Origin of the sequence: Streptomyces sp. NPDC005574 (genome assembly GCF_040605435.1) — a bacterium.
Lineage (GTDB): Bacteria > Actinomycetota > Actinomycetes > Streptomycetales > Streptomycetaceae > Streptomyces.
Window position 1 is genome coordinate 200,996 of record NZ_JBEXCW010000001.1, and the last position, 18,053, is coordinate 219,048.

General features: G+C 68.3%; 17 protein-coding genes. 8 read left to right on the top strand and 9 right to left on the bottom strand.

Features of this window, described 5'->3' with window-relative positions; genetic code table 11:
• Window positions 1–2: 2 nt before the first annotated feature.
• Together trxB and trxA are read left to right on the top strand one after the other, a co-directional pair.
• Window positions 3–971, top strand: a complete 969-nt coding sequence (gene trxB, locus ABZT03_RS00965; RefSeq protein ID WP_356031664.1) for a thioredoxin-disulfide reductase — start codon at window positions 3–5, stop codon at window positions 969–971.
• Between the two features lie 43 nt (window positions 972–1,014).
• Window positions 1,015–1,347, top strand: a complete 333-nt coding sequence (gene trxA, locus ABZT03_RS00970; protein WP_007383275.1) for a thioredoxin — start codon at window positions 1,015–1,017, stop codon at window positions 1,345–1,347.
• A 117-nt stretch (window positions 1,348–1,464) separates the two neighbouring features.
• Here trxA and ABZT03_RS00975 read toward each other — a convergent pair whose 3' ends face one another.
• From ABZT03_RS00975 to rpmH, 9 genes are all read right to left on the bottom strand, one after another.
• Window positions 1,465–2,082 carry a GNAT family N-acetyltransferase gene (locus tag ABZT03_RS00975; RefSeq protein ID WP_356031666.1) on the bottom strand — a complete coding sequence of 206 codons (618 nt, stop codon included), beginning with the start codon at window positions 2,080–2,082 and terminating at the stop codon, window positions 1,465–1,467.
• Window positions 2,083–2,410: 328 nt separating this feature from the next.
• Window positions 2,411–3,514 (bottom strand): ParB/RepB/Spo0J family partition protein, encoded by a 1,104-nt coding sequence (locus ABZT03_RS00980; RefSeq protein WP_356031668.1) that lies wholly within the window; start codon window positions 3,512–3,514, stop codon window positions 2,411–2,413.
• A complete protein-coding gene (locus tag ABZT03_RS00985) occupies window positions 3,511–4,587 on the bottom strand; it encodes an AAA family ATPase (protein ID WP_356031955.1) in 1,077 nt (358 codons plus the stop codon). Before ABZT03_RS00985 ends, ABZT03_RS00980 begins: the two co-directional genes overlap by 4 nt.
• A 388-nt stretch (window positions 4,588–4,975) precedes the next feature.
• Window positions 4,976–5,698 carry a 16S rRNA (guanine(527)-N(7))-methyltransferase RsmG gene (gene rsmG / locus ABZT03_RS00990; protein ID WP_356031670.1) on the bottom strand — a complete coding sequence of 241 codons (723 nt, stop codon included), beginning with the start codon at window positions 5,696–5,698 and terminating at the stop codon, window positions 4,976–4,978.
• A 125-nt stretch (window positions 5,699–5,823) separates the two neighbouring features.
• On the bottom strand, window positions 5,824–6,339 hold the full coding sequence (locus tag ABZT03_RS00995) for a R3H domain-containing nucleic acid-binding protein (protein ID WP_356031672.1): 516 nt from the start codon (window positions 6,337–6,339) through the stop codon (window positions 5,824–5,826).
• A 15-nt stretch (window positions 6,340–6,354) separates the two neighbouring features.
• A complete protein-coding gene (gene yidC, locus ABZT03_RS01000; RefSeq protein WP_356031674.1) occupies window positions 6,355–7,638 on the bottom strand; it encodes a membrane protein insertase YidC in 1,284 nt (427 codons plus the stop codon).
• Between the two features lie 3 nt (window positions 7,639–7,641).
• Window positions 7,642–7,995: a membrane protein insertion efficiency factor YidD gene (gene yidD, locus ABZT03_RS01005; RefSeq protein WP_356031676.1), complete on the bottom strand. Its 354-nt coding sequence runs from the start codon at window positions 7,993–7,995 to the stop codon at window positions 7,642–7,644.
• Complete coding sequence (rnpA, locus tag ABZT03_RS01010) at window positions 7,992–8,363, bottom strand: ribonuclease P protein component (RefSeq protein ID WP_356031678.1); 372 nt, start codon at window positions 8,361–8,363, stop codon at window positions 7,992–7,994. The genes yidD and rnpA overlap by 4 nt, the downstream gene beginning before the upstream one ends.
• Window positions 8,364–8,384: 21 nt before the next feature.
• Window positions 8,385–8,522 (bottom strand): 50S ribosomal protein L34, encoded by a 138-nt coding sequence (rpmH, locus tag ABZT03_RS01015; protein WP_006381191.1) that lies wholly within the window; start codon window positions 8,520–8,522, stop codon window positions 8,385–8,387.
• A gap of 374 nt (window positions 8,523–8,896) precedes the next feature.
• Here rpmH and dnaA point away from each other — a divergent pair, with 374 nt between their 5' ends.
• The 6 genes from dnaA to gyrB all read left to right on the top strand — a co-directional run bounded on the left by dnaA (window position 8,897) and on the right by gyrB (window position 18,053).
• Window positions 8,897–10,894, top strand: a complete 1,998-nt coding sequence (gene dnaA, locus ABZT03_RS01020; RefSeq protein ID WP_356031680.1) for a chromosomal replication initiator protein DnaA — start codon at window positions 8,897–8,899, stop codon at window positions 10,892–10,894.
• Window positions 10,895–11,751: 857 nt separating this feature from the next.
• Complete coding sequence (gene dnaN / locus ABZT03_RS01025; protein ID WP_356031958.1) at window positions 11,752–12,882, top strand: DNA polymerase III subunit beta; 1,131 nt, start codon at window positions 11,752–11,754, stop codon at window positions 12,880–12,882.
• Window positions 12,883–13,020: 138 nt separating this feature from the next.
• Window positions 13,021–13,896: a phosphogluconate dehydrogenase (NAD(+)-dependent, decarboxylating) gene (gnd, locus tag ABZT03_RS01030; RefSeq protein ID WP_356031682.1), complete on the top strand. Its 876-nt coding sequence runs from the start codon at window positions 13,021–13,023 to the stop codon at window positions 13,894–13,896.
• Between the two features lie 52 nt (window positions 13,897–13,948).
• A complete protein-coding gene (gene recF / locus ABZT03_RS01035; RefSeq protein ID WP_356031684.1) occupies window positions 13,949–15,070 on the top strand; it encodes a DNA replication/repair protein RecF in 1,122 nt (373 codons plus the stop codon).
• On the top strand, window positions 15,067–15,606 hold the full coding sequence (locus ABZT03_RS01040; protein ID WP_356031686.1) for a DciA family protein: 540 nt from the start codon (window positions 15,067–15,069) through the stop codon (window positions 15,604–15,606). Before recF ends, ABZT03_RS01040 begins: the two co-directional genes overlap by 4 nt.
• A gap of 362 nt (window positions 15,607–15,968) precedes the next feature.
• Complete coding sequence (gene gyrB, locus ABZT03_RS01045; RefSeq protein WP_356031688.1) at window positions 15,969–18,053, top strand: DNA topoisomerase (ATP-hydrolyzing) subunit B; 2,085 nt, start codon at window positions 15,969–15,971, stop codon at window positions 18,051–18,053.

Consider the following 18,053-nt stretch of genomic DNA (forward strand, 5'->3'; position numbering starts at 1 on the left):
CCGTGAGCGACGTCCGTAACGTGATCATCATCGGCTCCGGGCCCGCCGGCTACACGGCGGCGCTCTACACCGCGCGCGCGTCGCTGAAGCCGCTGGTGTTCGAGGGCGCCGTGACCGCGGGTGGTGCGCTGATGAACACCACCGAGGTGGAGAACTTCCCCGGCTTCCAGGACGGCATCATGGGCCCCGAGCTCATGGACAACATGCGCGCCCAGGCCGAGCGCTTCGGTGCCGAGCTCATCCCCGACGATGTCGTCGACGTCGATCTCACCGGTGAGATCAAGACCGTCACCGACACCGCGGGCACGGTCCACAAGGCCAAGGCCGTCATCGTCACCACCGGCTCCCAGCACCGCAAGCTCGGGCTGCCGAACGAGGACGCCCTCTCCGGACGTGGCGTCTCGTGGTGCGCCACCTGTGACGGTTTCTTCTTCCGGGAGCAGGACATCGCTGTGATCGGTGGCGGTGACACCGCGATGGAGGAGGCCACCTTCCTCTCGCGGTTCGCCAAGTCCGTGACGATCGTCCACCGCCGGGACACCCTGCGCGCGTCCAAGACGATGCAGGAGCGGGCCTTCGCCGACCCGAAGATCAAGTTCGTCTGGGACAGCGAGGTCGCCGCGGTCCAGGGGGAGCAGAAGCTCGCGGGCCTGACCCTGCGGAACCTCAAGACCGGTGAGCTCTCGGACCTCCCGGTGACCGGCCTGTTCATCGCGATCGGCCACGACCCCCGAACCGAGCTGTTCAAGGGCCAGCTGGACCTGGACGACGAGGGCTACCTGAAGGTACAGGCACCCTCGACGCGGACGAACCTGACCGGCGTCTTCGGCGCGGGTGACGTCGTCGACCACACCTACCGGCAGGCGATCACCGCCGCCGGCACCGGCTGCTCCGCCGCTCTCGACGCCGAGCGCTTCCTCGCCGCCCTGGCGGACGAGGAGAAGGCCGAGCCCGAGAAGACCGCTGTCTGATCCCCCATCCGCCCCACCGCACGAACAAGTTAAGGAGCCCGCCGTGGCCGGCACCCTGAAGAATGTGACTGACGACTCCTTCGAGCAGGACGTCCTCAAGAGCGACAAGCCCGTCCTGGTGGACTTCTGGGCCGCCTGGTGCGGTCCGTGCCGTCAGATCGCGCCCTCGCTCGAGGCGATCGCCGCCGAGTACGGCGACAAGATCGAGATCGTCAAGCTCAACATCGACGAGAACCCGGGTACGGCCGCCAAGTACGGCGTCATGTCCATCCCGACCCTGAACGTGTACCAGGGTGGCGAGGTCGCCAAGACCATCGTCGGTGCGAAGCCGAAGGCCGCGATCGTCCGCGACCTCGAGGACTTCATCGCCGAGTGACGTTTCACGTGAAACACGAATGGGCCGACCCCGAGGGTCGGCCCATTCGTTGTGCCGCGGACTGCGCCGCCCGTGACAGGAGCAACGCTGGATCACGCTGGAGAGGCGTTGCGTCGATCAGAGAGGACGCAGTGCAGGTTCCTTCTGTACGGCTCCCAGAAGCCGGTCCAGGGCCATCTCGACGTCTTCCTTCCAGGAGAGCGTGGAGCGGAGTTCCAGCCTCAACCGCGGGTAGGCGGGATGCGTCCGGACCGTCTTGAAGCCCACGGCCAGAAGATGGTCGGCGGGCAGCACACAGGCAGGCTCTTTCCAGCGGGCGTCACCGAATGCCTCGATCGCCTTGAATCCCCGCCGCAGCAGGTCCTTGGCGACCGTCTGGACCATCGTCCGGCCCAGCCCCTGCCCCTGGTAGCCCGGCATGATGAACGAGTTCATCAACTGCACGGCATCGGGCGACACCGGGCTCGTGGGAAACGCCGTCGAACGGGGGACGTAGGCGGGTGGCGCGTACAGGACGTAGCCCACCGGTACGTCGTCGACGTACACGACCCGGCCGCAGGACCCCCAGTCCAGCAGGACGGCGGAGATCCATGCCTCCTTCTCCAGCACGGAGGTGCCCGCCTTTACCGCGGCCTCACCGCTGACGGGATCCAACTCCCAGAAGACGCATGAACGACAGCGCTTGGGAAGGTCCGCAAGGTTGTCCAGCGTGAGCGGTACGAGCCGGCGCCCCATGAAGGCTGTTCCTCGCTTCCTTCGCCCGCCGCGTCGCGGGCGGCCGTCAGAGCGTTCTTTTCCCTGAGCAGGCTGCCGACGAACCCGCCGACGGCGCCCAGTCCCAGGCCTGCGCTCACCAGTCCGGTGCGACTCACCGTTCGCATGGCCCCTGTCACCCCTCACAGGTGCTGCCGGGTGGATGTGCCCTGCCTCAACGCATCGTATCCACGATGGCATTCCATCGAAACCGCCTCAAAGCAAAGAGCGGGTCGTATCCGGTGAGTACCGGACACGACCCGCTCCCTCGTTCGCCGAACGACGTCGACTGTCGCCTCGCGACCGGGACTCAGTCCTCGGTCTCCTCCGAGTCGTCATCCAGGAGGCTCCTCTGGAGGACCGGCCCCTCACCCGGGGCGAGGGAGCTCAGGATCCGCTCCAGGTCTTCCATGGAGGCGAACTCGACGGTGATCTTGCCCTTCCTCTGGCCCAGGTCGACCTTCACCCGCGTCTCGAAGCGATCCGAGAGACGGGTCGCCAGATCCGTCAGAGCCGGCGAGACCAGCGCCCCGGCCCGCGGCCCCTTGGACCGCTGAGCCGACTGCGGCCGCGACCCCATCAGGGTCACGATCTCCTCCACGGCACGCACCGAGAGGCCCTCGGCCACGATGCGGTGCGCCAGCCGGTCCTGCTCCTCCGAGTCGTCCACGGACAGCAGGGCCCGCGCATGGCCGGCGGACAGAACACCCGCCGCGACCCGGCGCTGAACCGACAGCGACAGCTTCAGCAGACGCAGGGTGTTGGAGACCTGCGGGCGGGAGCGGCCGATGCGGTCCGCCAGCTGGTCGTGCGTGCAGTTGAAGTCCTTCAGCAACTGGTCGTAGGCCGCGGCCTCCTCCAGCGGGTTCAGCTGAGCCCGGTGCAGGTTCTCCAGCAGCGCGTCCAGAAGCAGCTTCTCGTCATCGGTGGCACGGACGATCGCCGGGATCGCGTCGAGCCCCGCCTCGCGGCAGGCCCGCCAACGCCGTTCACCCATGATGAGCTCGTACCGCGCGGGACCGAGCTGTCGTACGACGACCGGCTGGAGGAGACCGACCTCCTGGATGGAGGTGACGAGTTCCTGCAGCGCGTCCTCGTCGAACACCTCACGGGGCTGCCGCGGGTTCGGCGTGATGTAGTCGAGAGGAAGCTCGGCGAAGTGGGCACCGACCGGAGGAGGGGGAGTCTCCACCACATCGGCGGGCGCCGGCTCCTCGATGTCATGGGAGACCTGCGGCAGCGTGGCCACCTTCGCCGCGGCCACTCCACGCTCGGCCGTCAGTACCGGGACCGACGCCGGGGACGCGGACGCGGAACCCCCGACGATCGCGGCCTGAGCCACCGACTTCTCCGTCGGGGCGGCAGGGATCAGTGCCCCGAGGCCACGGCCAAGCCCCCTCCGTCGCTCACTCACTGGATGCCCTCCACCATGCTCGGGTCGCCCTGTGCGCCGATGTGGGTGTGCGTCGCTTCATAGCTGACGCCGACCCCCCTCAGCGCGATTTCTCGTGCCGCCTCAAGGTAGGACAGGGCACCGCTCGATCCGGGATCGTAGGTCAGCACCGTCTGGCCATAGCTCGGTGCCTCGGAGATACGGACCGAGCGGGGAATGCTCGTCCGCAGCACCTCCTCACCGAAGTGGGTGCGCACCTCGTCCGCGACCTGGGACGCAAGGCGTGTCCGGCCGTCGTACATGGTGAGCAGGATCGTCGACACGTGCAGGTCGGGGTTGAGGTGCCCCCGCACCAGGTCGACGTTGCGCAGCAGTTGCCCCAGTCCCTCCAGCGCGTAGTACTCGCACTGGATCGGAATGAGGACTTCCTGCCCTGCCACCAGCGCGTTGACGGTCAGCAGACCGAGCGACGGCGGACAGTCGATCAGGATGTAGTCCAGTGGCTGCTCGTAAGCCTGGATCGCCCGCTCCAGTCGGCTTTCCCGCGCCACCAGAGACACCAACTCGATCTCCGCACCGGCGAGATCGATAGTGGCGGGGGCACAGAAAAGACCTTCGACGTCCGGTACCGGCTGCACGACTTCCGCGAGCGGCCGGCTGTCGACCAGGACGTCGTAGATGGACGGGACCTCGGCGTGATGGTCGATGCCCAGCGCGGTGGACGCGTTGCCTTGCGGGTCGAGGTCGATCACCAGGACGCGTGCGCCGTGGAGGGCCAGCGAGGCGGCAAGATTGACGGTCGTCGTCGTCTTGCCCACCCCGCCCTTCTGGTTGGCGACAACCATGACTCGGGTCTGGTCGGGCCGCGGCAGGCCTTCACCGGCGCGGCCTAGAGCCTCGACCGCCAGTTGGGCAGCACGACCGATCGGGGTGTCGTCCATCGGAGGCGGTGTTTCACGTGAAACATCGTCCCCCAACGTCGACTCGGTACGGGGACCGGGGACCGGATCGGTCATCGGTCCCGCGATGTTGGCGTCGGACCGCAAGGATTCACTCTCCTCGACTTCAGGCTCGCAATGAACAGAGCCTCCCATGTCTTCGGGGTGGTGAACCAGTGAGGCCTGTTGTTCTGTGGAGAAATCCACCTCTGTGGACAACTCCGTTCCCCCTGAGGGGGACGAAGGGTCGTGGGAAACCGGGCCCCCGCCAAGAGAACCCAGAGGCTTGCGGTCGCGGGGTTCGGCCGCGGCCCGGCCCCGACTGATGATGCCGTGCAGCAGTGAGCGACGTTTCACGTGAAACACGATGCACAGCGCCGGACAGCGAACTGTCGCGACACTCCGGCATGCGTAGGTTTGACACCTTGTGTGGAGTACGTCCCGTCGTCAGGACGGATCAGCGCGTCCTGAAGGCTGAGACGAATGCCACGACGGCGGGCGGGGACGGCCATGCCGTCAAAACAACTGAGACGAATGTCTCTGATCACTGGCCACGGCGTCGCCGTGTCCGACCCGTCCGCGCGGCCTTGGCCCGTTTGGCGGCGAACCGCACCCCTCCGGGGCTCTCCCCGACCTCGACCCGCACCACGGTGGACAGCGGGTCCACCACGCCCTCACCTACATGGAGGACAGAAGTCGTCACGGCACCGAGCTTGCTGAGGGCGGTGGCCGAGGTCTTCAGCTCCTCCTCCGCGGTGTCACCCTTGAGCGCCAGCATCTCGCCGTAGGGCCGCAGCAGCGGGATCCCCCAGCCGGCCAGCCGGTCCAGCGGGGCCACGGCCCGCGCCGTCACCACATGGACGGGGTTCAGCTTGCCCATGACCTCCTCGGCGCGGCCGCGCACGACCGTCACGTGATCCAGGCCGAGCAGCTCCACCACCTCGGTCAGGAAGGTCGTCCGCCGCAGCAGGGGTTCGAGGAGTGTGATCTTCAGGTCCTCGCGGACGAGCGCCAGCGGGATGCCGGGCAGGCCGGCGCCCGACCCCACGTCGCACACCGTCACGCCCTCCGGAACGACCTCCGAGAGCACCGCGCAGTTCAGCAGGTGCCGTTCCCACAGCCGGGGCACCTCACGGGGGCCGATCAGCCCTCGCTGCACTCCCGCCTCAGCGAGCAGTTCCGCGTACCGCACCGCATCAGCGAAGCGGTCACCGAACACCTCACGCGCCTGCTCGGGCGCGGGGGGAAGCTCCGCTGCCTCCGTCACGGGGGACCGTCCTTCCGTACTGCGTCGGCACACCGGGCACCCACGCCAGAACCACCAGAACTATCAGGCTGACAAAGCTCGGCCCCGCCTGCGCAACAGACGGGGCCGGAAAAACGTGCGACCGATCAGGCGGGCAGCACGACGACGAACCGCTGCGGCTCCTCGCCCTCGGACTCGCTGCGCAGACCCGCGGCCTTGACCGCGTCGTGCACGACCTTGCGCTCGAACGGCGTCATCGGCTTCAGCTTCACGGACTCACCGCTGCTGCGGACCTCGGCCGCCGCCTTGGCACCCAGCTCGGAGAGTTCCGCGCGCTTCTTCGCCCGGTAGCCCGCGATGTCCAGCATCAGCCGGCTGCGGTCCCCGGTCTCCCGGTGCACCGCCAGGCGCGTGAGCTCCTGGAGCGCCTCCAGCACCTCGCCGTCCCGCCCGACCAGCTTCTGCAGGTCTCGGCCGCTCGCGTCGCTGATGATCGAGACAGCGGCACGGTCGGCTTCGACGTCCATGTCGATGTCACCGTCGAGGTCGGCGATGTCCAGCAGACCCTCGAGGTAGTCCGCCGCGATCTCCCCCTCCTGCTCCAGGCGGGAAAGGGTGTCTACACCCTCAGCAGCGGCGGAGGTGGTGGTGCCTTCCGTCACGGGATGGACTCCTTCTTACTTCTTGGACGGGGACTTGGGCCGCTGCGGGCCCTTGCGCTGTCCGGACTGGGCCTTGCTGCGGGTTCCGGCACCGGGCTTCGGCTCGGCCTTGCCGGCCGCGGCGGCCGGCTTGTCGTTCTCAGGCTCGGCGGACTTGGACAGCGAGGTCTTCGCCTCCGGCTCGCCGCCTGCCTTCACGGGGCCGGACTGGCGCTGGGACTTGCTCTGCCGCTTCGGCTGCTGACGCCTGGGGGCGGCCGCGGTGGTGGTCGTCGTCGTACCGTCCTCGGCCTGCGTGACCACCGAGCCCTCGCCCTTCACCACGGTGCCGTCGGGCTGGGCCGTGAGGCCCGCCTTGTTGAGACCGTTGATGAACTTGCGCTCGTGCTCGTTGCGGTCACGGCCCTTGACGACGATCGCCTTGACGATGGTGCGCTCGCGGCGGTTGCGGGTCTTGCCGTGGTTCGTGACGTGCTTGTACAGGCGCTCCAGGTACGCGGCCTGGGCCTTGGAACCCGGGGTCGGGTTGTTGTGGATCACGTACATCTGCTGGCCCATGGTCCACACGTTGGTGGTCATCCAGTAGACGAGGACACCGACCGGGAAGTTGATGCCGAAGACGGCGAACATGACCGGGAAGACGTACATCAGCATCTTCTGCTGCTGCATGAACGGCGTCTTCACCGTGGTGTCGACGTTCTTCGTCATCAGCTGGCGCTGCGTGTAGAACTGCGACGCCGACATCAGGACGATCATGATCGCGGTGACGACCCGCACGTCGGTGATCGTGGCGCCGAGCGCCTCCACCTTCGCGGAGCTGTCGGTGAACTTCGCGGCCAGCGGCGCGCCGAAGATGTGCGCCTTCTGCGCGCTCGTCAGCAGGCTCTGGTTGATCACGCCGATGGTGTCACCGGACGCGATGCCGTTGAGCACATGGTACAGAGCGAAGAAGAACGGCGACTGCGCCAGGATGGGAAGGCACGAGGAGAGCGGGTTGGTACCCGTCTCCTTGTACAGCTTCATCATCTCTTCGGACTGGCGCTGCTTGTCGTTCTTGTAGCGCTCCTGGATCTTCTTCATCTCGGGCTGCAGCGTCTGCATCGCCCGGGTGGCCTTGATCTGCTTCACGAACAGCGGGATCAGGCAGATACGGATCAGAATCACCAGGGACACGATCGACAGGCCCCAGGCCCAACCGGTGTCAGGTCCGAAGATGGACCCGTACACCGTGTGGAACTGGACGATGACCCAGGAGACAGGTGTCGTGATGAAGCTGAAAAGGCTGGCAATCGTGTCCACTAATCATGCTCCTTGGGCATGGGACGGAGTCTCTGCGGCCGGGCTCGAAGGACTCAGCCCCTCGGTGGCCGGTTCGGCGGCGGAGGACCCGCCCTTGCGTGCGCGCCACGCGTCACGCAGCATTTCGTGCCACCGCGGGCGCTTGCGCGGCGGAACATGGTCCACACCGCCCGGCGACCACGGATTGCACCGCAGGATGCGCCAGGCCGTGAGTGCCGTTCCCTTGATCGCACCATGCCGGTCGATGGCCTGGTAGCCGTAGTGGGAACACGACGGGTAGTACTTGCACACCGGCCCGAGCAACGGGCTGATGATCCACTGGTACACCTTGATCAGCGCCAGCAGCGGGTACTTCATCGCGCGCCCCCTCCCAGCAGCCGCTCCAGAGCGGCATCCAGGTCTCGGGCCAGTTGTGCATGATCGGCGTCGCCCGCACCGGGCAGCGCTCGTACGACTACCAGGCTACCGGGGGGCAGCTGGGCGACCCGGTCGCGCATCAGATGGCGAAGCCTGCGCTTCACCTTGTTGCGCACGACCGCACCGCCCACGGCCTTGCTCACGACGAAACCCGCACGCACCGGGGGAGCGCTCTCCCCAGGCGCGTGCGGGTCCTTGGCACCGCTACGAAGATGGACGACGAGGGTCGGGCGGCCTGCCCGACGACCCCGTCGTACCGCGGTCGCGAAGTCTTCGCGCCGCCTCAGCCGATGCTCGGTAGGCAGCACGACGTCATGACCTGATCGGGATCAGGCGGACAGGCTGGCGCGACCCTTGCCACGACGGTTCGCGAGAATCGCGCGGCCGGCACGGGTACGCATCCGCAGGCGGAAGCCGTGGGTCTTGGCGCGACGACGGTTGTTCGGCTGGAAGGTGCGCTTGCTCACTCGGGGGCTCCAGAAATCAATCGGTGGTGGCGGGGTGCCGTCCTGGCTGTCACCGTGCGCCCACGAGTAGCTCGTATCACGCCCGAGTGCACCGCTTCCCGATCACCTGAAGCGATCTGTGCCCATCGGAGGCAGGCGGCAGCAGCCATCGACAACTCGACCTGGTTACGGTACGCGGGGCTACGCCATCCGGTCAAACCAAGGGTCAGCGGGAGACACTGTCCACAGCCTGGGGACAACAACTTGAACCGTACCCGTCGCCCTGACTACCGTGACTGGACTCCGACTCGTTCCTTAGTCCCTCACCCACCCGATTTACATCCCGACCCGTCCCCGGATCACACCTTCGAGGGACCCGTGAGAGAGCGTGCCCTGTGGCTGACGTGCCTGCCGATCTTGCCGCAGTGTGGCCACGAGTACTGGAACAGCTCCTCGGTGAGAGCCGCGGACAGGGGGTCGAGGGCAAGGACGAACACTGGATCCGGCGCTGCCAGCCCCTGGCCCTGGTCGCCGACACCGCCCTGCTCGCCGTACCCAACGAGTTCGCCAAGGGCGTCCTCGAGGGCCGGCTCGCGCCGATCGTCAGCGAGACCCTGAGCCGCGAGTGCGGCCGCCCGATCCGCATCGCGATCACCGTCGACGACTCCGCGGGCGACCCCTCCCCCCCGTCGGCGGCACCGGCCCGCCCCAGGTACGAGGAACCGGAACTCCCCTCCGGCCAGGGGCGCGAGAGCTACGAGGGGGGATACGGCCGACACCGCGCCGACGACCGCGCACCCGGCCGTGGCGAACAGCACCCCGGCACCCCGAGCGACCAGCTGCCCCACTCGCGCCAGGACCAGCTCCCCACCGCCCGCCCCACCTACCCCTCGGAGTACCAGCGCCCCGAGCCCGGCTCCTGGCCGCGCCCGGCCCAGGACGAGTACAGCTGGCAGCAGCAGCGCCTCGGCTTCCCCGACCGCGACCCCTACGCCTCACCGTCCCAGGACGGCTACGGCGGCTCGGGACAGGACGCGTACGGCTCCTCCGGACAGGACGCGTACAACCCGCCGTCCCAGGACTACCGCCCGCAGTCGATGGAGCGCCCGCCGTACGACAACCAGCGCCCCGACTACGACAACCAGCGGCCGGACTACGACTCGCAGCGGTCCGAGTACGAGCAGCAGCGGCCCGACTACGGCCAGCGCTCCGACTACGATCAGCGCGCCCCCCGGCGCGACCGGCAAGAGCCCGGCTCCGGGCACGTCCACCGCGGCGGCCCGGTCGGCTCGCCCTCCTCCAGCGGCGCCCCCGGGCCGCTGGCCGCGAAGCCCGCGCCGGCCACCGGCCCGGGCGAGCCGACCGCGCGCCTGAACCCGAAGTACCTCTTCGACACCTTCGTCATCGGCGCCTCCAACCGCTTCGCCCACGCGGCCGCGGTCGCCGTCGCCGAGGCCCCCGCCAAGGCGTACAACCCGCTCTTCATCTACGGGGAGTCGGGACTCGGCAAGACGCACCTGCTGCACGCGATCGGGCACTACGCGCGCAGCCTGTACCCCGGCACCCGTGTGCGGTACGTGAGCTCCGAGGAGTTCACCAACGAGTTCATCAACTCCATCCGCGACGGCAAGGGCGACAGCTTCCGCAAGCGCTACCGCGAGATGGACATCCTGCTCGTCGACGACATCCAGTTCCTCGCGGACAAGGAGTCGACGCAGGAGGAGTTCTTCCACACGTTCAACACCCTGCACAACGCCAACAAGCAGATCGTGCTGTCCTCCGACCGGCCGCCCAAGCAGCTGGTCACCCTCGAGGACCGGTTGAGGAACCGTTTCGAGTGGGGCCTGATCACCGACGTCCAGCCGCCCGAGCTGGAGACGCGGATCGCGATCCTGCGCAAGAAGGCGGTACAGGAGCAGCTCAACGCCCCGCCGGAGGTGCTGGAGTTCATCGCCTCCCGGATCTCGCGCAACATCCGCGAACTGGAGGGCGCGCTGATCCGGGTGACGGCGTTCGCGTCACTCAACCGGCAGCCGGTGGACCTGGGCCTCACCGAGATCGTCCTGAAGGACCTCATCCCCGGCGGCGAGGACTCCGCCCCCGAGATCACCTCGACGGCCATCATGGGCGCGACCGCCGACTACTTCGGGCTGACCGTCGAGGACCTGTGCGGCACCTCGCGCGGCCGCGCCCTGGTGACGGCCCGGCAGATCGCCATGTACCTGTGCCGTGAGCTGACGGACCTCTCGCTGCCGAAGATCGGCGCGCTGTTCGGCGGCCGGGACCACACCACGGTCATGCACGCAGACCGCAAGATCCGCAATCTGATGGCCGAGCGGCGCTCCATCTACAACCAGGTCACCGAGCTCACCAACCGCATCAAGAACGGCTGAGGACCGCCGCAGCACGTCATCGAGGGCGCCGCCGGGAGGAGATCCCGGCGGCGCCCTTCGTCGTGGGCACCCCTCCGGTGTTCGAATAGCTGCGGGGTTACGGCCTTCGTCCACAGATTCGGCGACTTTCTCCCGTCCACATCCTGGGGACCACGGAGTTGTCCAGATCGTGTCCACAGGCCCGGCGGCCCGGGAACTGTCATGCCAGGTCAAGTGGTTGTGGATTCGTGGACAGAGGATCTCCACAGGCTGTGGACGACGCGGTGATCCACAGCCTGTGCATCGAGTTGTCCACGGGAAACCCACAGGCCGAGGCCGGTTGTCCCCAGCGATCAGCGGCTTCTCCACAGCACTGTCCACTGTTCGGCAACCCGGAGCGCGTCCTCACCGTGTCGAGTGAAAGCCGTCACACGAAGGTGCCGGGTTGCCCTGTGGGAAAGACGGGAAAAGCTGGGGACGACGCTGGGGACAACTCACCCCTGTCTGTGCACGGAGTGTGCAGAACTTTTCTTTCTCCACAGACAGCCCCGGTTGTCCACCGCCTCCGCCCACAGGGCCAGTGGATAAAATTCGGCACCTGACCTGCGAAAACGGGGTTATCCACGGTATCCACAGCCCCTACTACTACTGACAACTGGAGAGAGTGAGAAAGTCGCTTCGAAGGGGGTCCTGTGCACAACTCGCTGTCCGGCCCCCGACTGCCCCTCGTCACGACTTGACCCCGAGAGGCACCTACTGTCAGTGCGGTGCGTCAGACTGTTCCCGGTGTCCTTCCCACCGCTGGGACCGACGACACCGAGACAGACGACGAAGCCAGGCAGGGCGAGAAGCGCCGGCAACAGCAGGAGGCGGCAACAGTGAAGATCCGGGTGGAACGCGACGTACTCGCGGAGGCAGTGGCCTGGGCGGCCCGCAGCCTCCCGGCCCGTCCGCCGGCGCCTGTCCTCGCCGGCCTTCTGCTGAAGGCCGAGGGCGGCCAGCTGAGCCTGTCCAGCTTCGACTACGAGGTCTCGGCGCGGGTGTCTGTGGAGACGGAGGTCGAGGAGGAGGGCACGGTGCTCGTCTCCGGCCGCCTGCTCGCCGACATCTGCCGCGCCCTGCCCAACCGCCCGGTGGAGATCTCCACAGACGGTGTACGGGCGACGGTGGTCTGCGGCTCCTCGCGGTTCACCCTCCACACCCTGCCTGTGGAGGAGTACCCGGCGCTGCCGCAGATGCCGAACGCGACCGGCACGGTCCCCGGTGAGGTCTTCGCGTCCGCGGCCGCCCAGGTGGCCATCGCCGCCGGCCGCGACGACACGCTGCCGGTGCTCACCGGTGTGCGCATCGAGATCGAGGGCGACACGGTCACGCTGGCGTCCACCGACCGCTACCGCTTCGCGGTCCGCGAGTTCCTGTGGAAGCCGGAGAACCCGGAGGCGTCCGCGGTGGCCCTGGTGCCCGCCAAGACGCTCCTGGACACCGCCAAGGCCCTCACGAGCGGCGACAGCGTCATCCTGGCGCTGTCCGGTTCGGGTGCGGGCGAGGGCCTGATCGGCTTCGAGGGCGCCGGCCGGCGCACCACCACGCGGCTGCTGGAGGGTGACCTCCCGAAGTACCGGACCCTGTTCCCGACGGAGTTCAATTCCATCGCCGTGATCGAGACCGCCCCCTTCGTGGAGGCCGTCAAGCGTGTGGCGCTGGTCGCCGAGCGCAACACCCCGGTGCGGCTCAGCTTCGAGCAGGGAGTGCTGATCCTGGAGGCCGGTTCCAGCGACGACGCACAGGCTGTGGAAAGGGTCGACGCCCAGCTGGAGGGCGACGACATCTCGATCGCCTTCAACCCGACGTTCCTGCTGGACGGCCTGAGCGCCATCGACTCCCCGGTGGCCCAGCTGTCGTTCACCACGTCCACCAAGCCCGCCCTGCTGAGCGGCAGGCCGGCCCTGGACGCGGAGGCGGACGAGGCCTACAAGTACCTGATCATGCCGGTCCGCCTCAGCGGCTGACCGTTCCGTCGGAGAACCCGCAGGTCGGGGCATACGCATGAGCGCGTATGCCCACAGATGTGCGCGAGCGTCCGGGTTTAGGGTCGGACGTAGGTACGAAAGTGCCGTCACGCCACGTCGCACACCTAAGGAACACTGATGGAGCTCGGTCTCGTCGGCCTCGGCAAGATGGGCGGCAACATGCGCGAGCGGATCCGCCGCGCAGGCCACACCGTGATCGGATACGACCGCAACCCGGACCTCGCCGACGTCCACAGCCTGGAAGAGCTGGTGGGGAAACTGCAGGGCCCGCGGGTCGTGTGGGTGATGGTCCCGGCCGGAGCCGCGACCCAGTCGACCGTCGACGAACTCGCGGAACTGCTGGAGCCCGGCGACGTCGTCGTGGACGGCGGGAACTCCCGCTGGACGGACGACGAGAAGCACGCCGGGGAGCTGGCGGCCAAGGGCATAGGTTTCGTCGACTGCGGCGTCTCCGGCGGCGTCTGGGGCCTGCAGAACGGCTACGCGCTCATGTACGGCGGTGACGCGGAGCACGTCGCCAAGGTGCAGCCGGTCTTCGACGCGCTGAAGCCGGAGGGCGACTCCGGCGCGGTGCACGCGGGCCGGGTCGGCGCGGGCCACTTCGCGAAGATGGTCCACAACGGCATCGAGTACGCGATGATGCAGGCCTATGCCGAGGGCTGGGAGCTCCTGGAGAAGGTCGACTCCGTGACCGACGTCCGGGAGGTGTTCCGCTCCTGGCAGGAGGGCACCGTGATCCGGTCCTGGCTGCTGGACCTCGCGGTCAACGCCCTGGACGAGGACGAGCACCTGGACCGGCTGCGGGGCTTCGCCCAGGACTCCGGCGAGGGCCGCTGGACCGTGGAGGCCGCGATCGACAACGCGGTGCCGCTGCCGGCCATCACCGCCTCGCTGTTCGCGCGGTTCTCCTCCCGGCAGGAGGACTCGCCCCAGATGAAGATGATCGCGGCGCTGCGCAACCAGTTCGGCGGCCACGCGGTCGAGAAGAAGTAGTCCACAGGGCCGCCCGGCGGTCCACAACCCTGCGGGAGGTCGGCGAACGACCATGCACGTCACGCATCTGTCGCTGGCCGACTTCCGCTCCTACGCCCGGGTCGAGGTCCCGCTCGATCCGGGCGTCACCGCGTTCGTCGGTCCCAACGGGCAGGGCAAGACGAACCTGGTCGAGGCGGTCGGCTATCTGGCGACCCTCGGCAGTCACCGGGTCTCCTCGGACGCCCCTCTGGTGCGCATGGGCGCCGACCGCGCGGTGATCCGGGCACAGGTCCGCCAGGGCGAGCGGCAGCAGCTGGTCGAGCTGGAACTCAACCCGGGCAAGGCGAACCGGGCCCGCATCAACAGATCGTCGCAGGTCAGACCGCGGGACGTGCTCGGTATCGTACGGACCGTCCTGTTCGCGCCCGAGGATCTCGCGCTGGTCAAGGGCGACCCCGGTGAGCGGCGGCGTTTCCTCGACGAGCTGATCACCGCGCGCTCGCCGCGCATGGCCGGGGTCCGGTCGGACTACGACCGGGTCCTCAGGCAGCGCAACACGCTGTTGAAGACGGCGGCGCTGGCCCGCCGGCACGGCGGCCGTTCCATGGACCTGTCCACCCTCGACGTGTGGGACCAGCATCTCGCGCGCGTGGGCGCGGAGCTGCTCGCACAGCGTCTCGACCTGATCGCCGCGATCCAGCCGCTGGCCGACAAGGCGTACGAGCAGTTGGCGCCGGGCGGGGGTCCGGTGGCGCTGGAGTACAGGCCGTCCGCGCCGGGCGAGGCACACACGCGTGAGGATCTCTACGGGCAGCTGATGGCCGCGCTCGCGGAGGCCCGCAAGGGGGAGATCGAGCGGGGCGTGACCCTGGTGGGGCCGCACCGGGACGAACTGCTGCTGAAGCTGGGTCAGTTGCCGGCGAAGGGGTACGCGTCGCACGGCGAGTCCTGGTCCTACGCACTGGCGCTCCGGCTGGCGTCGTACGACCTGCTGCGCGCCGAGGGGAACGAGCCGGTGCTCGTTCTCGACGACGTGTTCGCCGAGCTGGACACCCGTCGCCGGGAGCGGCTGGCGGAGCTGGTCGCGCCGGGCGAGCAGGTCCTGGTGACGGCCGCGGTCGACGACGACGTACCGCATGTGCTCGCGGGGGTGCGGTACACGGTGTCCGACGGGACGGTGGAGCGCGCGTGAGTGACGGCAAGGACGAGGCGGCCCCCAAGAAGGCCCCGGAGCCCTCCGGGGTGGACCTCGCGCGCGTGGCGCTGCGGGCGGCCAAGGAGCAGGCACGCGCGCGCGGGGACGCGGCCCAGCAGAAGAAGCAGGCGCGGCGCGGGGGGCTGCGCTCCGGTGCGCGCGCCGACGGGCGCGATCCCATGGCGCTGGGAGCGGCGATCAACCGTCTGATCACGGAGCGCGGCTGGGAGGCGCCGGCCGCGGTGGGCGGTGTGATGGGGCGCTGGCCGCAGATCGTCGGCGAGGACCTGGCCAAGCACTGCGAGCCGGAGACGTACGACGAGGACGAGCGGGTGCTCGTCGTGCGCTGCGACTCCACGGCGTGGGCGACGAACCTGCGGCTGCTCGCGCCGCAGCTCGTCGCCCGGCTGAACGAGGACCTCGGGCACGGCACGGTGAAGCTGATCAAGGTCCACGGCCCCGCCGGCCCCGTCCGTCGCTACGGCCCGCTGCGTGCCCCCGGGAGCACCGGACCCGGTGACACCTATGGGTGAGGTACGTCACGTCCCGGGGCTGATCGTGGCGCTGTCCGAGGTCCCGGCGCGCTACCGCACGCGGTGGCGAATGCCGACCTGACTCCCAAGTAGCCATGGGTTGACACCCGGAAGCGCTGAGTGCCTCCGTGAGCCTCTTTGAGCCCCGTTCCGTATATGGGGACCCGGCGGAGACCGGTTCAGGGCGGCACATGGGGACTCAGGTACCGGCAAACCCCCATCACTGTCGGCGCTACCGGTAGACTGGAGCCAATCCCGCCCCGAACGTGGGGACCGCCCGGGAAAAGCTGAGCAACGCTGATCAAGGCTTACCAACGCAACATGCCGCAGCCGCTCCGGCAACCCGCCGACGAGCCTGGCTGGTGCTGTGCCAGAAAGGGCGCTTCGTGGCCGATTCCGGCAACCCCAACGAGAACATCCCGTCCACCGACGCCGGCGTCAACATCGAGGCATCCACCTCGAACGGCGAGGTCACCGCCTCGTACGACGCCAGCGCCATCACCGTCCTCGAGGGTCTGGACGCGGTCCGCAAGCGACCCGGTATGTACATCGGCTCGACCGGTGAGCGTGGACTTCACCACCTCGTGTACGAGGTGGTCGACAACTCCGTCGACGAGGCGCTGGCTGGTCACGCGGACACGATCGACGTGACGATCCTCGCCGACGGCGGCGTGCGTGTGGTCGACAACGGCCGCGGTATCCCGGTGGGCATCGTGCCCTCCGAGGGCAAGCCGGCGGTCGAGGTCGTGCTGACCGTGCTGCACGCGGGCGGCAAGTTCGGCGGCGGCGGGTACGCCGTCTCCGGCGGTCTGCACGGCGTGGGTGTCTCCGTCGTGAACGCGCTGTCCACGAGGGTGGCGGTCGAGGTCCGGACGGACGGCCACCGCTGGACGCAGGACTACAAGCTGGGCGTCCCCACGGCCCCGCTCGCGCAGCACGAGGCCACCGAGGAGACCGGTACGGCGGTCACCTTCTGGGCCGACGGCGACATCTTCGAGACCACCGACTACTCCTTCGAGACGCTCTCGCGGCGTTTCCAGGAGATGGCGTTCCTCAACAAGGGTTTGACGATCAAACTCACTGACGAGCGCGAGTCGGCGAAGGCCACGGCCGGGGCCGACGAGGCGGGTGCGGACGAGAAGGCCGAGGTCAAGACCGTCACGTACCACTACGAGGGCGGCATCGTCGACTTCGTGAAGTACCTCAACTCCCGCAAGGGCGACGTCGTCCACGAGACGGTGATCGACATCGAGGCCGAGGACCGGGAGCGCATGCTCTCCCTCGAGGTCGCGATGCAGTGGAACAGCGGTTACAGCGAGGGCGTGTACTCCTTCGCCAACACCATCCACACCCACGAGGGCGGCACCCACGAAGAGGGCTTCCGCGCGGCGCTCACCGGTCTCATCAACCGGTACGCGCGCGACAAGAAGCTGCTGCGCGAGAAGGACGACAACCTCACGGGTGACGACATCCGCGAGGGTCTGACGGCGATCATCTCGATCAAGCTCGGTGAGCCGCAGTTCGAGGGCCAGACCAAGACCAAGCTGGGCAACACCGAGGCGAAGACCTTCGTGCAGAAGGTCGTCCACGAGCACATCAGCGACTGGCTGGACCGCAACCCCAACGAGGCCGCGGACATCATCCGCAAGTCGATCCAGGCGGCCACCGCGCGCGTGGCGGCCCGCAAGGCGCGCGACCTCACCCGCCGCAAGGGTCTGCTGGAGTCGGCGTCCCTGCCGGGCAAGCTGTCCGACTGCCAGTCGAACGACCCCACCAAGTGCGAGATCTTCATCGTCGAGGGTGACTCCGCCGGCGGTTCGGCCAAGTCCGGCCGCAACCCGCAGTACCAGGCGATCCTCCCGATCCGGGGAAAGATCCTCAACGTCGAGAAGGCGCGGATCGACAAGATCCTGCAGAACCAGGAGATCCAGGCGCTGATCTCCGCGTTCGGCACCGGGGTCCACGAGGACTTCGACATCGAGAAGCTCCGCTATCACAAGATCATCCTGATGGCGGACGCCGACGTCGACGGCCAGCACATCAACACCCTGCTGCTGACCTTCCTGTTCCGCTTCATGCGGCCGCTGGTCGAGGCCGGACACGTCTTCCTGTCCCGCCCCCCGCTGTACAAGATCAAGTGGGGCCGGGACGACTTCGAGTACGCGTACTCCGACCGTGAGCGCGACGCGCTGATCGAACTCGGCCGGCAGAACGGCAAGCGCATCCGCGACGACTCGGTCCAGCGCTTCAAGGGCCTCGGCGAGATGAACGCCGAGGAACTGCGCATCACCACGATGGACCAGGAGCACCGCGTGCTCGGCCAGGTCACGCTGGACGACGCGGCCCAGGCGGACGACCTCTTCTCGGTCCTCATGGGCGAGGACGTCGAGGCGCGCCGTGCCTTCATCCAGCGCAACGCCAAGGACGTCCGCTTCCTCGACATCTGA

Bases quoted from the DNA above. Each gene is read 5' to 3' on its own strand.
- ABZT03_RS00975 (WP_356031666.1), bottom strand. From the start codon at position 2,082: ATGGGGCGCCGGCTCGTACCGCTCACGCTGGACAACCTTGCGGACCTT.
- ABZT03_RS00985 (WP_356031955.1), bottom strand. From the start codon at position 4,587: ATGGGAGGCTCTGTTCATTGCGAGCCTGAAGTCGAGGAGAGTGAATCC.
- yidD (WP_356031676.1), bottom strand. From the start codon at position 7,995: ATGAAGTACCCGCTGCTGGCGCTGATCAAGGTGTACCAGTGGATCATC.
- gnd (WP_356031682.1), top strand. From the start codon at position 13,021: ATGGAGCTCGGTCTCGTCGGCCTCGGCAAGATGGGCGGCAACATGCGC.
- recF (WP_356031684.1), top strand. From the start codon at position 13,949: ATGCACGTCACGCATCTGTCGCTGGCCGACTTCCGCTCCTACGCCCGG.